Origin of the sequence: Corynebacterium glyciniphilum AJ 3170 (assembly GCF_000626675.1) — a bacterium.
GTDB classification, from domain to species: Bacteria; Actinomycetota; Actinomycetes; order Mycobacteriales; family Mycobacteriaceae; genus Corynebacterium; species Corynebacterium glyciniphilum.
This window is the reverse complement of the sequence record NZ_CP006842.1, coordinates 2,746,015-2,758,875: the sequence shown is the minus strand read 5'-3', so window position 1 is coordinate 2,758,875 and position 12,861 is coordinate 2,746,015. Positions and strand designations below refer to the sequence as shown.

14 protein-coding genes are annotated in these 12,861 nt (G+C 62.8%); 6 read left to right on the top strand and 8 right to left on the bottom strand.

What is annotated here, in order from left to right; translation table 11 throughout:
- The first annotated feature begins 58 nt into the window (after positions 1 to 58).
- Positions 59 to 418, top strand: a complete 360-nt coding sequence (locus CGLY_RS12885; protein ID WP_038550011.1) for an FKBP-type peptidyl-prolyl cis-trans isomerase — start codon at positions 59 to 61, stop codon at positions 416 to 418.
- 17 nt (positions 419 to 435) lie between these two features.
- Here the strand turns inward: CGLY_RS12885 and CGLY_RS12880 are convergent, their stop codons facing one another.
- The 5 genes from CGLY_RS12880 to CGLY_RS12860 all read right to left on the bottom strand — a co-directional run bounded on the left by CGLY_RS12880 (position 436) and on the right by CGLY_RS12860 (position 4,024).
- The gene (locus tag CGLY_RS12880) at positions 436 to 936 is read right to left on the bottom strand and encodes a 2-oxo-4-hydroxy-4-carboxy-5-ureidoimidazoline decarboxylase (protein WP_038550009.1); all 501 of its coding nucleotides are present in this window, start codon (positions 934 to 936) and stop codon (positions 436 to 438) included.
- 149 nt (positions 937 to 1,085) lie between these two features.
- Positions 1,086 to 2,291: an ABC transporter permease gene (locus CGLY_RS12875; protein ID WP_052540173.1), complete on the bottom strand. Its 1,206-nt coding sequence runs from the start codon at positions 2,289 to 2,291 to the stop codon at positions 1,086 to 1,088.
- Positions 2,288 to 3,178 carry an ABC transporter ATP-binding protein gene (locus CGLY_RS12870; RefSeq protein ID WP_038550007.1) on the bottom strand — a complete coding sequence of 297 codons (891 nt, stop codon included), beginning with the start codon at positions 3,176 to 3,178 and terminating at the stop codon, positions 2,288 to 2,290. The genes CGLY_RS12875 and CGLY_RS12870 overlap by 4 nt, the downstream gene beginning before the upstream one ends.
- Before the next feature lie 37 nt (positions 3,179 to 3,215).
- Positions 3,216 to 3,761: a hypothetical protein gene (locus tag CGLY_RS12865; protein WP_038550006.1), complete on the bottom strand. Its 546-nt coding sequence runs from the start codon at positions 3,759 to 3,761 to the stop codon at positions 3,216 to 3,218.
- Positions 3,758 to 4,024 carry a helix-turn-helix transcriptional regulator gene (locus CGLY_RS12860; protein WP_038550005.1) on the bottom strand — a complete coding sequence of 89 codons (267 nt, stop codon included), beginning with the start codon at positions 4,022 to 4,024 and terminating at the stop codon, positions 3,758 to 3,760. The genes CGLY_RS12865 and CGLY_RS12860 overlap by 4 nt, the downstream gene beginning before the upstream one ends.
- Positions 4,025 to 4,119: 95 nt before the next feature.
- On the opposite strand from CGLY_RS12860, the gene CGLY_RS12855 reads away from it, so the two are divergent.
- From CGLY_RS12855 to CGLY_RS12835, 5 genes are all read left to right on the top strand, one after another.
- Positions 4,120 to 4,995, top strand: a complete 876-nt coding sequence (locus tag CGLY_RS12855) for an aldo/keto reductase (RefSeq protein WP_038550004.1) — start codon at positions 4,120 to 4,122, stop codon at positions 4,993 to 4,995.
- Between the two features lie 123 nt (positions 4,996 to 5,118).
- Entirely contained in the window at positions 5,119 to 5,898 is a 780-nt protein-coding gene (locus CGLY_RS12850) for an enoyl-CoA hydratase (protein WP_081803926.1), read from the top strand.
- 5 nt (positions 5,899 to 5,903) lie between these two features.
- Entirely contained in the window at positions 5,904 to 8,276 is a 2,373-nt protein-coding gene (locus tag CGLY_RS12845) for an HAD-IC family P-type ATPase (RefSeq protein WP_038550003.1), read from the top strand.
- Positions 8,277 to 8,312: 36 nt separating this feature from the next.
- Entirely contained in the window at positions 8,313 to 9,440 is a 1,128-nt protein-coding gene (locus tag CGLY_RS12840; protein WP_038550002.1) for an LLM class flavin-dependent oxidoreductase, read from the top strand.
- On the top strand, positions 9,437 to 10,084 hold the full coding sequence (locus CGLY_RS12835) for a CE1759 family FMN reductase (protein ID WP_052540171.1): 648 nt from the start codon (positions 9,437 to 9,439) through the stop codon (positions 10,082 to 10,084). Before CGLY_RS12840 ends, CGLY_RS12835 begins: the two co-directional genes overlap by 4 nt.
- Here CGLY_RS12835 and CGLY_RS12830 read toward each other — a convergent pair.
- The 3 genes from CGLY_RS12830 to CGLY_RS12820 are packed head-to-tail and all read right to left on the bottom strand — an operon-like array spanning position 10,073 to position 12,764.
- The gene (locus tag CGLY_RS12830; RefSeq protein WP_038550000.1) at positions 10,073 to 11,653 is read right to left on the bottom strand and encodes a PH domain-containing protein; all 1,581 of its coding nucleotides are present in this window, start codon (positions 11,651 to 11,653) and stop codon (positions 10,073 to 10,075) included. The two genes, CGLY_RS12835 and CGLY_RS12830, sit on opposite strands and share 12 nt — an antisense overlap.
- Entirely contained in the window at positions 11,650 to 12,135 is a 486-nt protein-coding gene (locus CGLY_RS12825; RefSeq protein ID WP_038549999.1) for a PH domain-containing protein, read from the bottom strand. Before CGLY_RS12825 ends, CGLY_RS12830 begins: the two co-directional genes overlap by 4 nt.
- Positions 12,132 to 12,764: a TetR/AcrR family transcriptional regulator gene (locus CGLY_RS12820; RefSeq protein WP_038549998.1), complete on the bottom strand. Its 633-nt coding sequence runs from the start codon at positions 12,762 to 12,764 to the stop codon at positions 12,132 to 12,134. The genes CGLY_RS12825 and CGLY_RS12820 overlap by 4 nt, the downstream gene beginning before the upstream one ends.
- Positions 12,765 to 12,861 lie beyond the last annotated feature (97 nt).

Genomic DNA, 12,861 nt, shown 5'->3' with positions numbered 1-12,861 from the left:
GGGGTGTACTGGTAATCTGAGACAGTTAGTACGCCCGCGAAACTTCAGGAGACGTTCCATGAGCAAGCCCACCATCGATCCCCAGTCCGGCCCCGCGCCCTCTCAACTGGTCATCGAGGACATCACCGTCGGTGACGGTGCCGAAGCCGTGGCCGGTGGCATGGTCGAGGTGCACTATGTGGGGGTCGACTACGAGTCCGGGCAGGAATTCGACTCCTCCTGGGACCGTGGACAAACCATCGAGTTCCCCCTCTCCGGCCTCATCCAGGGCTGGCAGGAGGGTATCCCGGGCATGAAAGTCAACGGGCGTCGGAAGCTCACCATCCCCCCGGAGCTCGCCTACGGCCCCGCCGGGGCGGGCAACCCGTTGGCAGGACGCACCCTGGTCTTCATCATCGACCTGGTGGACGCGCGTTAGCAGTCAGGCAGGTCGAGCTACCGGACCACCGTTCGTAACCGGAGGACGTTGATCCTCCCGAGTTCACGCACGGTGGTTTCCCATTCGGTGACTGTGGGATTCTCCAGCCGACGTTTGAGCAGGAGCAGTACTTCATGCCCGCCGATGCCCTGGGCGCAGACCAGGAAGATGTGGTGGAACCGTGCCTCGTAGCGCTGGCAGAGGTCGGCGATCTCGACGAGGACTTCGGGCGGTGAGTCGAGGATGAACGACTGTTCTTCGCGTGAATAGGAGTCGGTGGTTTTCTCTCCCAGCACCGGGTGGGCCTGGATACTGGCGAGGATCTCGACGCGCGGTAGGCGCAACAGCTCACGGTGAGCCGCGTCGAGCACATGCTCGAGGCTTCTGAAGGGGGCGGCTGCAGCGATGGCCGCTCCGAGCTGGGGGGAATACAGCAGGTCTCCGATCATGTCTGCGACCTGGGTGGGAGTCATCCTGTTGAGTTCATCGACGGTGGTGACGGGAACGGTGTCAATCATGCTCCCCAGTGAACTGGTGGTGCATTTCAGTCCCGTTTCGCTGTGGTGAACACCCGAGGCTGAGAGCGTTGACGATCTGAGTCACCGCAGAGGTCAATTCCGAGAAGAAATATGACCCCTACGGTGGCTCAGATGACACTGGTCGCCGCCTAGCTGGAGCGGATGGCACGCATCCAGGTCATCTTCTTGCCGTTGTTCAGGATCGATCCCCGGTAGATGCGGGCGACCAGGAGCAGGACCAGGAGAGTGGTCAGTGCCAGGAGCGCGTAGGACGCAGCCAACAATCCGAGGGACATGTCACCGGCGGCATAACGCATCGGCGCGACCCCCAGGGACATCGGCGGCACCCACGACAGAACCTGCATCACCGTGGAATCCGGGGCGCTCCACCCGAAGATCGGTGGGTACATCACCGCGAAGAAGATCAGCATCACCGGCATCTGGGTGCTGCTGAGGTCCTCGGCCTTGCTCACGAGCGATCCGGCAGCGGCGTAGAGGGCACTGAAGAAGAGCATGCCCAGGATGAAGGAGACGAGGAGAACCGGTAGCGTCGCTGCATCTACCTGGATGTCGTCGAGCATGCCTGTCGTGCTCAAGGCAGCCATTGCGACTCCTAGGATGACGACAGTACCGATGAAACCGATGACAAGCATGGCCAGAACCTTGCCGATGAGCAGGTCGATCGGACGGATGGTCGCGAGGATGATCTCGACGACGCGGGAGGACTTCTCTTCTGTGACCCGCCCGCCGACGTTTCCGGCGAAGATCATGATAAAGGTCAGCACGACCATGGTGCCGAGCATGGTGGTGACCACGGCGGCGATCGTGTCTTCCTGCGCGTCATCGGAGATGTCGGTCGTGGTCACCGTGGCATCGGGAAGAGCAGCGGTGAACTCCGCAGGGTCGACCCCGACAGAGGTTAACGCGTCGTTCTGGGCGATTGCTGAGGCCGCAGCCTGTGCAGCGGCGGAGAGGGAAGCGTCCGGGCTACCGTCACTGAGGAGTTCGAAGCTGTCGTCGGTTCGGACGAGTGCGGCGTCTTTTCCGTCCTCGACGGCGGATACAGCGGCATCCCGGCCATCGACGGTGCTCACATCGATACCGTCGCCAGCGATTTCAGAGACGACGGCTACGTCTGCGCCCGAGACGAGGAGTTCCGGGTTGTCGCTGTCCTTGTTGGTGAAGTAGTTGATGACGAAGATGGCGCCGACAACGACGATCAGGACAATGATGAAGGTGGCTATGATGCCCTTGTTCTTCGTCGCGACCTGGATTTCCCGTCCTGTGACGGTGCGGATGGCGCTGGCCCGCGAGTAGCCGGGCGCGCCCGCGCTGGGTGTTGTTCGCGTGCTCATGCGGAGACGACCTCCTTGAAAAGATCGGTGAGATCGGGGACACGTCGGGTGAAGCCGTGGACAGTGCCGGCGTCGAGGGCGGCGTGAAGGATCTCCTGGTCGCCGACATGGCCGGCGTCGAGGACGACCGAGTTCTCGTCGGACGCGATCACACGGGTGCCGGCCGGATACCAGTCACGCGCCGTCGTCGACACCTCGTACAGCACCGGCCCGCGGCTGCGGAGGTCGTCGACGGTCCCTTCCGCCTTCATCTCACCCCTGGTGATGATGCCTACCCGGTGGCAGAGCCTCTGCACCAGGTCAAGCTGGTGGGAGGAGAAGAGTACAGGCACCCCCTCGGCGGCCTTCGACAGGAGCATATCGCTCATCACGGACACGGCGACAGGGTCGAGCCCGCTGAAGGGCTCGTCGAGGATGAGCAGTTCAGGATGGTGTACCAGCGATGCCGCCAATTGGACGCGCTGCTGGTTACCCAGGGAGAGTTCCTGGAGTTTGGCTTCGGCGCGTTCGGCGAGCCCGAGCTGTTCCAGGAGATCCGTGGTGGCGGATGTCGCCGCCTGCTTCGTGAGGCCGTGCAAGCGACCGAAGAAGATCAGCTGATCGGCAATCTTCTCTTTGTCGTAGAGGCCGCGTTCTTCCGGCATGTACCCGATGGTGCGTCGTATGTCGTCGTTGATCGGCGTGCCATCGACTCTGGCTTCGCCGGTGTCGGAGGCCAGGACCCCCAGCGCAATGCGCATGGCTGTTGATTTACCGGCGCCGTTGGAGCCGACGAAACCGTAGATCTCGCCGGGGTGCACGGTGAAGGTCATGTCCGTAAGTGCCCGGACCGCGGAATCACCGCTTCCGAAGGTCTTGTTGAGATGGTCGAGTTCGAGGGTGGGCATGAAGTTCTCCTCTGGTTGAGGGGTGACAATGGCCAGACTAGTTGTTTGGCGGGGGAACAGGGCCGAAGGTTGTCGCGTAGGCGATGGTGGGCAGGGCCGTGGCGGACATCATTCCGAGAATGGTGAGAAGCCCGCCGGTGTAGACCCAGCGGTCGAGACTGTCGGGGTTGAATACAGCTACGAACACCATGAAGATGCTGACGGTGAGGATGATCAGCGTCATCCATCCGTAGGCCGCGACCTGCCAGGTACGGAGAACCTTCGCTTCGTACTCATCGAGTTCGGAGTCAGGAGCGACGTCGCGGCTGTTGATTACGGTGCGCAGCATAGTCCAGCTTGTACAGACGATGAGGGTGAACGGAATCCATGCGAACAGAAACGGGGCCCAGAAGATCTGCCCAATTGCAGTGAGTAGTCCTGCCACCAGGGACCCGACATAGATCCGGATCAAGACGCGTACCCGGCTGTCTGTTCGCAACCTCGGCAGATGACCGGAGATGGACTCTGCTCTGGCGATCCAGCGTCCAGTCCGTCGGTCTGCCCGCTTCTCGGCCCAGGTGTTGAGGGCTTCCATGAAGCTCATCGCTGATCCTTCCGGTAGATCTCGGTGGACATCGGCGCGAACTCCGTGCGGCTGAACACTGCCTCGACCGGAAGGCCGAAGACCTCGCAGATGCGGAAAGCGAGGTCGAGACTGGGGGAGTGGTCGCCCCGTTCGAGTGCGCCCACGGTCTGGGGGTTGACGTCGATCAGCGACGCCAGCTCCGCGCGTGACATGTCCCGTTCCGCGCGGAGTACCCGGATCCTGTTGTGGATCGGGCGCAGCGGTTTCTTCTTCGGGGACATGGCACAAAGTGTTGTATAAACACAATGCTATGTCAACCTCTGTGAATGTTTTCACGTCAGTGCACGCACGGCGTGGGAAGCCTACGCTGGTCGCCATGACAGATACGAACCAGACACGTGTGACAGTCACCCTCAACGACGGACAGGAGATCCCTCAGCTCGGCCTCGGGGTCTGGGAACTCTCACCGGAGGACGCCTACTCGTCCACCCGCGCGGCGATCTCCGCCGGTGCCCGCCACATCGACACCGCCGCCGCCTACGGCAACGAGAAGGAAGTGGGTCGCGCGATCGCCGACGCCATCGCCGACGGTGAGGCCACCCGTGATGACCTCTACATCACCACGAAACTGTGGAACGCCGATCAGGCTCCGGGCAAGGCGGCCGAAGCTATCGACACCTCGCTGACAAACCTCGGTCTTGACCACGTCGACCTCTGGTTGATCCACTGGCCGCTGCCGTCCTACGGACGCTACGTGGATGCATGGCGGTCCCTGATCGCAGCCAGGGAGGCGGGGAAGACGACCTCCATCGGTGTCTCGAACTTCTACCCGGAGGTCCTCGACGAGATCATCGACGCCACCGGTGTTGTCCCGGCTGTCAACCAGATCGAGCTGCACCCCGGGCTCTCCCAGCCGGAGCAGCGGGCCGATGATGCCAAGCGTGGCATCGTCACCGAGGCGTGGTCGCCGCTGGGGCGCGGCCTGCTCGACCATCCCGTGATCACAGCCATCGCAAAGGAACACGGTGTGAACCCCGCCCAGGTGATTGTGCGGTGGCATCTGCAGCAGGGCATCGTGGTCTTCCCGCGGTCTCGTCAGCCGGAGCGTGTCCGTCAGAACCTCGACGTCAACGGCTTCGAGCTCACGGAGGAGGAGATCGCACAGATCACCGCCCTGGATGATGACGCTGACGCGTCCGGGCGCGTCGGAGCCGATCCGCGCGAAGCGGCCTTCGGCATTCCCGAGGAATAGGGGGATGCCGGGAACCCCCCCCTCAAATGCGGTGTCTGCCCACCACTGTCTGCACTTTGGGGGACAATGGGGCACCGGAGAGAAACTGGATAACCCGCTTTACGGTGAGAGGCAGTTGAGGGCATGGCAGAGGGACAGGATGCGCCGGTGAACGACGGGATCCGGGTGGCGCGGGACGAGAGTGTCCCCGCAGTCGGGGTGATCACGCTGTGCCGCCCGGACCGTCGGAACGCATTGGACGCAGATGTGTGCGGTGCTGTCGCCGATGCCGTTGAGGAGTTCGTCACCGCTGGCGATCCGGTCCGCGTCATTCTTCTCCGTGCGGAGGGGCCCGCTTTCTGCGCCGGCGCGAACCTGAAGGGAGGGGTCTATGCCACAGATTTCTTCAGCGGGCTGGAGCGCATGATCCGTGCGATCTCTGAGGCTCCGGTCCCGATCATCGCCGATGTTCAGGGGCCCGCCGTCGGTGCCGGATGCCAGCTCGTCCTTGCCTGCGACCTACGAGTGATGGGTCCGAAAGCGCGGGTGTGGGTGCCCGCCGTCCATCACGGATTCAGCCTGGACCGGTGGACGGTCCAACGCGCTGTGGAACTGTTGGGCGGCTCGGTGGCACGGAATGTCCTCATCGCCGGTGCGCAGGTCGGCCAGAGCATGGCCGTGGCAAACGGGTTCGCGATGTTGGGTGGACCATCCCACGATGCCCTGGAGCTCGCCCGCACCATGTCACGGCAGGCGCCGATGCCGATGCACTACTTCAAACTGGCGATGAACAATCCTGACCCGGATTCCGAGCTTGCCGGGGAGATCGACCGGCTTGGTGGTGCCTGCTGGCTCAGCAGGGATGTCACGGAAGCGCGCCGGGCCCGTGAGGAGAAGCGCGCCCCGATCTTCGAAGGGCGGTAGGGACGATGGCCAGGACCACGGGAGTCTCGCTCACCGGTCTCAGCTCGGCCGAGGTTTCTCAGCGCGTCGCTGACGGGCGGACGAACACCGTCGGTCGGAGCACCGGACGCAGCGTCTGGCAGATCATCCGAGCGAACGTCTTTACCCGGGTCAATGCGATCCTCGGCGTCCTGTGCGTGATCGTGCTGTCTACCGGATCATGGATCAACGCAGCATTCGGACTGCTGATCATCGCAAACTCGGCGGTTGGTGTGATCCAGGAGCTCCGCGCCAAACGGACGCTGGCCAACCTACGCATCGTGGGGGAGACCCAGCCGACCGTCCTACGCGACGGGGAACGCCGCACGGTCCACCAGTCCGAGGTCGTGGTCGACGACCTCATCGTGCTCAAGTCCGGAGACGAAATCGTCGTCGACGGGACGTTGGTGGTCGTCGCGGACTCCGGGTTCGCTGTCGACGAGTCGCAACTCACCGGTGAAGCGGATGCCGTGCACAAGAATGCCGGGGACGAGGTGCTGTCCGGATCATTCGTCACCGGAGGGACCGCCGTCTTCCGTGCGGAGAAAGTGGGGGAGGAGGCCTACGCTGCGCGTCTCGCTGCGGAGGCGAGCGAATTCTCGCTCACTGACTCGGTCCTGATGAGCGGGATCAACAGCATCCTGCGGGTCATCACCTGGCTGTTGATTCCCACCGGGGTGTTGACGATCTGGACTCAGCTGGTGCGCTCAGGAACCGATGTACGGGAATCAATCCTGTCGATGGCCGCGGCGATCGTCCCCATGGTTCCTGAGGGGCTTGTCCTGATGACCTCGATCGCCTTCGCTGCCGGTGTGATCCGCCTCGGACAGTACAAAGCACTGGTCAATGAGCTTGTGGCCATCGAGGGGCTGGCCCGGGTCAATACCGTGTGCACCGACAAGACAGGCACCCTGACGACCAATGAAATGGAGCTCGACGGGACCTACTCCGCCGACGGAGCCCCGGCCCCGGATGAATTCCGCGAGGCGCTGGGGCGGCTGGTGGCCTCCCAGGAGGACCGTAACTCCACCGCTGAGGCGATTCTCGCCGCCTACGACGCGCCGGACCCGTTCGACGGTGCTGAGATTCCCTTCAACTCGAAGTGGAAGTACTCCGGTGTGCAGTGTTCCGGTCATGCATGGATTCTCGGCGCACCCGACGTTCTGCTGTCGGAGGGACCCGCCGCGACCACCGCGCAGGAGTTTGGCGACCGCGGACTGCGTGTCCTGGCATTCGGCCGTGTGGAGGGGACCCTGCAGAGCCCGGACGGTGGTTCCGGTATGGCCGAAGCTCCCTCGATCGACGAGCCGGTGTTAGTGACATTAGGTCAGCAGTTGCGACCTGATGCGAGGGAGACGCTCGACTTCTTCGATACCCAGGACGTTGATCTGAAGATTATCTCCGGCGACAACCCTGACTCCGTTGCCGCTGTGGCGCGCGGTGCGACGGACCGTGAGCTCGTTGCCGTGGACGCACGTACGCTCGACGACCTGTCCGAGACGGATTTCGACGCGGAGGTCGCAAGGGCGAACGTCTTCGGGCGGGTGCGCCCCGAGCAGAAACAGCAGATGGTGGAATCCCTGCACCGTGCAGGCAGGACCGTGGCGATGACCGGCGATGGTGTCAACGATGTCCTCGCTCTCAAGAAAGCGGATATTGGCGTGGCCATGGGAGCAGGCGCTCCCGCGACCCGCAGCGTGGCGCAGCTGGTCCTGCTGACCAACCGGTTCTCCGCCCTGCCCAGAGTGGTGGGGGAGGGACGTCGGGTTATCGGCAACATCGAGCGGGTCGCGAACCTGTTCCTGACCAAGACGGTTTACTCGGTGGTGCTGGCACTGGTCGTCGCTGTGATGGGCATATCGTTCCCGTTCCAGCCGATCCACGTGACGATCACGGGCTGGTTCACGATCGGTATCCCCGCTTTCATTCTCGCGTTGGCGCCCAACAACGAACGTCCGCGTGACGGGTTTCTCCGGCGTGTGCTGTCACTGGCAGTGCCGTCCGGCGTCCTTGTCGGGGGATTCGCGGTGGCCATGTGGATCGCGGTCTACCCCGGTGGTGATGCTCCGGAAATTGAGCGGGCCGAGGCGGGGACGGCGGTACTGCTGGCACTGATCGTGATGGGGCTTTGGGTGCTGGGCATCGTCGCCCGGCCACTGGTGTGGTGGAAGATCCTGCTCCTGGTGGGGTGTGTGGTCGGTTATGTCCTGTTGTTCACGGTGCCGTTCTTGCGCGAACTGGTTCTGTTGGAGCCCGGAAACACCCAGCTCATGTGCCTCGGACTGGTGGTCGGAGCTGTCGGTGCACTGGTGATTGAGGTGGTGCACAGGGTGGTCAAGGGGCGTCGCATTCGAAAGTAGTTGACATGTCATCTACTTCGGGTGGATTATGGGGTCATGGACTTCGGAATCTTCACCATCGGTGACCTCACCCCAGACCCAACGACCGGCCGGGCACCTGATGCGCATGAACGGATCTCGGCGACGGTGGAGTACGCCAGGAAAGCCGAGGAGGTTGGCCTGGATGTCTTCGCCACTGGTGAGCACCACAACCCTCCGTTCGTCGCCCCGGCGAACCCGCCGATTCTCATGGCGTACCTGGCGGCACAGACCGAGAAGATCCGGTTCTCCACCGCTACGACGCTGATCACCACCAACGATCCGGTGCGTCTGGCAGAGGACTACGCCTACGTTCAGCACCTCACCGGTGGGCGCGTGGACGTGATGATGGGCCGGGGCAATACTGGCCCGGTGTACCCGTGGTTCGGTAAGGACATTCGCAAGGGCATTCCGTTGGCGGTGGAGAACTACCATCTGCTCCGCACCTTGTGGAGGCAGGAGGACGTGTCGTGGAAGGGTGAGTTCCGTACGCCGTTGCAGAACTTCACCTCGATGCCCCGTCCTCTGGACGACACCCCGCCGTTCGTGTGGCACGGCTCGATCCGGTCGCCGGAGATCGCGGAACAGGCCGCTTATTACGGTGACGGCTTCTTCCACAACCATATTTTCTGGAATATCGAGCACACCGCGACTATGGTGAACACCTACCGGCAACGATTCGAGTATTACGGGCACGGAGCTGCGGACCAGGCGATTGTGGGTCTGGGTGGCCAGGTATTCATCGGGGAGACCGAGAAGAAGGCCAAGGAGTTCTTCCGTCCGTACTTCGACAATGCCCCGGTCTACGGGCACGGCCCGAGCATGGAAGACTTCACCCGGATGACCCCGCTCACCGTCGGAACGGTGGACCAGGTCATTGAACGCTACCTCAGCTATGCCGACGCCGTCGGCGACTACCAGCGCCAGATGTTCCTGGTGGACCACGCTGGACTGCCGAAAGACGTCGTTCTCGAGCAGATCGAGATCCTTGGTACCGAGGTTGTTCCCGTGCTGCGGCGCGAACTCGAGGCTCGGCGTCCTGCCCATGTGCCCAGCGGGCCGCCGACGCATGAGTCCCTCGTAGCGGCAGGAATGAATGATCCGTTCCACGACGTTGAACCCGTGAAGGAGAGGAGCCAACAGTGAGTACCCGAAAGCTCGTCGTCATCAACGCGGGCCTGAGCAATCCGTCCAGCACACGGGACATCGCGACCCGGGTCGCCTATGCCGCCGAACATGAGGTGGCAGCTTCCGGAGAGGCGGTGGAGGTCACCGTGCTTGACCTCCGGGCGCTCGCGGGCGATCTGGCGACATTTATGACCACTATGATCCCGACTCCGGATCTGGAGGACGCCCGGCTCCTCGTCGGGAGTGCCGATGCCCTGATCGCCGCCACCCCGGTGTTCCAGGGGAGTTACGCGGGACTGTTCAAGATGTTCTTTGACACGCTCGACAAGCATGCCCTGCAGGGGGTTCCGGTGAGCTTGGTGGCCACGGCCGGGACACCGCGGCATTCCATGGTCCTCGACTACGCGATGCGTCCCTTGCTGTCTTTCCTGCAGGCGACAGTCCTGCCCACTGGGGTGTTCGTTGCCACCGGTGAGTACGGCGAGGAAGAAGGGCTCCGGGGTCGGATTCGGCAGGCTGCGACGGAACTGGCCCTGCATCTGTCTCGTCCGGGGCAGGGTGGAGGTGCGGCTCAGCACGTCCCGGAGTCCGACGTGCCGTCCCGTTTCGGACGTCCCGACGGGGATTTCGAAGCCCTGCTGAAGAGGCACTCAGGGGTGTGATGTTCTGATGTCCGTGGTGAACTGCTCCAGCAGCCCGGGTGCACAGCGCTCCGCAAGCTCCGTGGCCGCCGTGGCTGAAACATCCGGGATGACGTATCCGCCGTAACCCGCGGCGGTCGCGACGGTCACCGTGCGTAGTCCGAGCCATTTCTGCAGGAGTGATTCTCTGACGGCGATCGTGCTGATCGCATCACGGCGCAGCACGACAGTGCTCCGGGTGAATAGTCCGGAACGGATGAGCAGATACGGGCCGATGTCCGTGTGCCCGAGCGCACGGTAGGCGACAGTCGCCCCCACGAGGCCTATGCCCCAGGGAATTAGTGCCGCCCACAGACTCCACAGGGGAATGACCCCGGTATACACGGCGACTCCGAGTGCCCCGAGCAAGGCAAGCGCCGGGAGCGTCGCCCACCACATCCGCCGCCCCCAGGCGACGGCAGGATGCGGTCGCACGGCGGCATCGAACAAAGCAGGCTCTTCACCCAGAACGTGGGCAGCTGTACGGCGCGCAACGTTGCGGTGAACCCGGGGAAGAATAGCGGCAGGGTCGGACAATGACCACACATCGAGGCCCGTGGTGATCACGTGGGTGTCTGTGACCCTCAGCCACCGCCAGAACAGGGGCTCTGCGATCTGTACGCCACGGATCCGCTTCTCGTCCCGGTTTACCTCACGTGTCGTGAACATGCCTTGCCGGGTGCGAAGTTGGGTACCGTCCTTACCGGGGACTCGGGCTAGCTCGAATTTCCAGTACTCAGTGAAGAAATTCAGTGTCAGGCCGAGCCATCCGAGCAAGGTCATCCCGACAAGGACAACGAGAGTTCCGCCGACCCATCCGAGTGATTCCCAGTTGTACGACCGGGAGACGATACCGAAGAGATCCACCCCAGTCATCGACAGTATTCCCCAGGTGCCCCCGATGAGGCCGAGTGCCATGACATAGGCCCACACATTGAACATGTTGTACACGACCCATCCCGGCCTGAAAGTAGCGAAGACGCGGTGGGGAATCGCTGGTGTTTTCGGGTCGGTCTCGGGCGTAGGTCGCGATTCTGGGTTCCCGTCCGGAGAGGTGGGCGGGCCACCGTTGCTGATCGCCAGCAGCGAGGACTGGAGCTTCACCGCGTCCTCACGGGACAGTGCGTCCAACGTAAATGCTGCTTCACCGGCGGCGGACTGTTGCCCGGCTCCTATTTTGACCATGCGAAGTCCAGAAAGACGATGGTGAAGTTTCGCCTCGATGTCCACGCTTCGGATACGTTCGCGACGCAATGACCGGTGCTGTTTGAGGATGACACCGGTGCGCAGCTCGACCTGTGAATCTGAAATGCGGTAATGGGTGAACAACCAGCGCAGGGCATCGCCGGACGCTCCGAGAACGCCGAATCCGGCGATGGCGACGAGCGGCCAGACTGCACCGGATGATGCGGCTCCCTGAGACAGCGCCAGCGCAATGACGCCGGGGATCAACGAGAGGAGGGTCCGCGCGAGGTCAACCCAGATCACCCGCGAGCTCAATCGACTCCAGGCTGACGTGGCGGAGGGTGTCGTGCTCGGGGTGGTGGTCATGTCGCATCACCCGGAATCAGCTCTGCGACGTCGGTGAGTTCGTGTGCCACCCGGTCTGCCGTGCCCTTGTCCAGACCGTTGATCTTGATTGCCCCGGACGAAGAGGCGGTGGTGATGACCAGAGTGGAGAGTCCGAGGGCCTGTTCCAACGGGCCCTGGCTAGCGTCGACGGTCTGCACGCGGGACAGCGGTGCTGCACGCCATTCCCTCACCAGCCAGCCGGTGCGGGCGTAGACCGCGGTATCGGTGGTCTCCCACCGGTGTACCCGGAACCGCCAGAACGGTTCCACGAACACTCCGGTCAGCAGGAATGCAGTGGCGAGGAGGAGGGCATAGGGCAGAAAAGGACGAGTAATCTCGAAGAACCAGCCTACGGCGGCCATCCCGAGGAACACCGGGACCATGACCGCGATGGTCTGCAGCATCCACCATCCAATTGCCTTCCGGTCGATGCCGTGGACGGGCTCTCTCATTTCTCTCATGACGACTCCTTCTCGATGGCGTGGGTGATGAAGTCTTCCAATGCCTCGATGTCGGCCGTGAGGTTCATGGTCCCGTCATCTCGACCCCTCGTGGTGGCCCACGAGCTGAGAACTCCGTCGATGCTGCGCAAGATGATGTTGGCGACTCGAGCTGGGTTGAAGTCGCGTAGCTGGCCTTCCTGTTGGCCCGCCGTCAGGATTTCTGCGAGCCCGTCGACGGCTTCCTGGTTGTCGTTGTCGTAGCGCGACGAACCGTCGTCGTTCAGGTGATTGGACATGACAGCCGCCATGGCGAAGAACTCCGCGGGGTGCGAGGTGAAGAATTCCAGTTGTGAGCTCACCCACGCTTTGACCTGGCCTACGGCCGTGGGCTGCGCGTTGATACGGGGTTCCATGAACTCCCAACCGCGATTGAAGTAGTCCGTGACCATCTGTTCGAGGATCTCGTCCTTGTTGGAGAAGTGGTAGGTGACGACACCTTTGCTGATGCCCGCCTGCCGCGCAATCCTTGCCAGTGACGCCTTGCCGAAGCCTTCGTTGGCGACAACCTCCACCGCCGCGGCGAGGATCTGGGCCCGGCGAGCACGTTCTATGAAGGATGGGCTATTCGACTCATTTTCGTACTGCACGGTTCAATTTTAAACCACATGGTCTAAAGTATCCAGGATGCGGCGCGGTGTGGTTTTGACCATCAATTTATGGGCGGAGAGTTCTGGCATTCTTGGG

Bases quoted from the DNA above. Each gene is read 5' to 3' on its own strand.
- CGLY_RS12885 (WP_038550011.1), top strand. From the start codon at position 59: ATGAGCAAGCCCACCATCGATCCCCAGTCCGGCCCCGCGCCCTCTCAA.
- CGLY_RS12880 (WP_038550009.1), bottom strand. From the start codon at position 936: ATGATTGACACCGTTCCCGTCACCACCGTCGATGAACTCAACAGGATG.
- CGLY_RS12875 (WP_052540173.1), bottom strand. From the start codon at position 2,291: ATGAGCACGCGAACAACACCCAGCGCGGGCGCGCCCGGCTACTCGCGG.
- CGLY_RS12870 (WP_038550007.1), bottom strand. From the start codon at position 3,178: ATGCCCACCCTCGAACTCGACCATCTCAACAAGACCTTCGGAAGCGGT.
- CGLY_RS12865 (WP_038550006.1), bottom strand. From the start codon at position 3,761: ATGAGCTTCATGGAAGCCCTCAACACCTGGGCCGAGAAGCGGGCAGAC.
- CGLY_RS12860 (WP_038550005.1), bottom strand. From the start codon at position 4,024: ATGTCCCCGAAGAAGAAACCGCTGCGCCCGATCCACAACAGGATCCGG.
- CGLY_RS12855 (WP_038550004.1), top strand. From the start codon at position 4,120: ATGACAGATACGAACCAGACACGTGTGACAGTCACCCTCAACGACGGA.
- CGLY_RS12850 (WP_081803926.1), top strand. From the start codon at position 5,119: ATGGCAGAGGGACAGGATGCGCCGGTGAACGACGGGATCCGGGTGGCG.
- CGLY_RS12845 (WP_038550003.1), top strand. From the start codon at position 5,904: ATGGCCAGGACCACGGGAGTCTCGCTCACCGGTCTCAGCTCGGCCGAG.
- CGLY_RS12840 (WP_038550002.1), top strand. From the start codon at position 8,313: ATGGACTTCGGAATCTTCACCATCGGTGACCTCACCCCAGACCCAACG.
- CGLY_RS12830 (WP_038550000.1), bottom strand. From the start codon at position 11,653: ATGACCACCACCCCGAGCACGACACCCTCCGCCACGTCAGCCTGGAGT.
- CGLY_RS12825 (WP_038549999.1), bottom strand. From the start codon at position 12,135: ATGAGAGAAATGAGAGAGCCCGTCCACGGCATCGACCGGAAGGCAATT.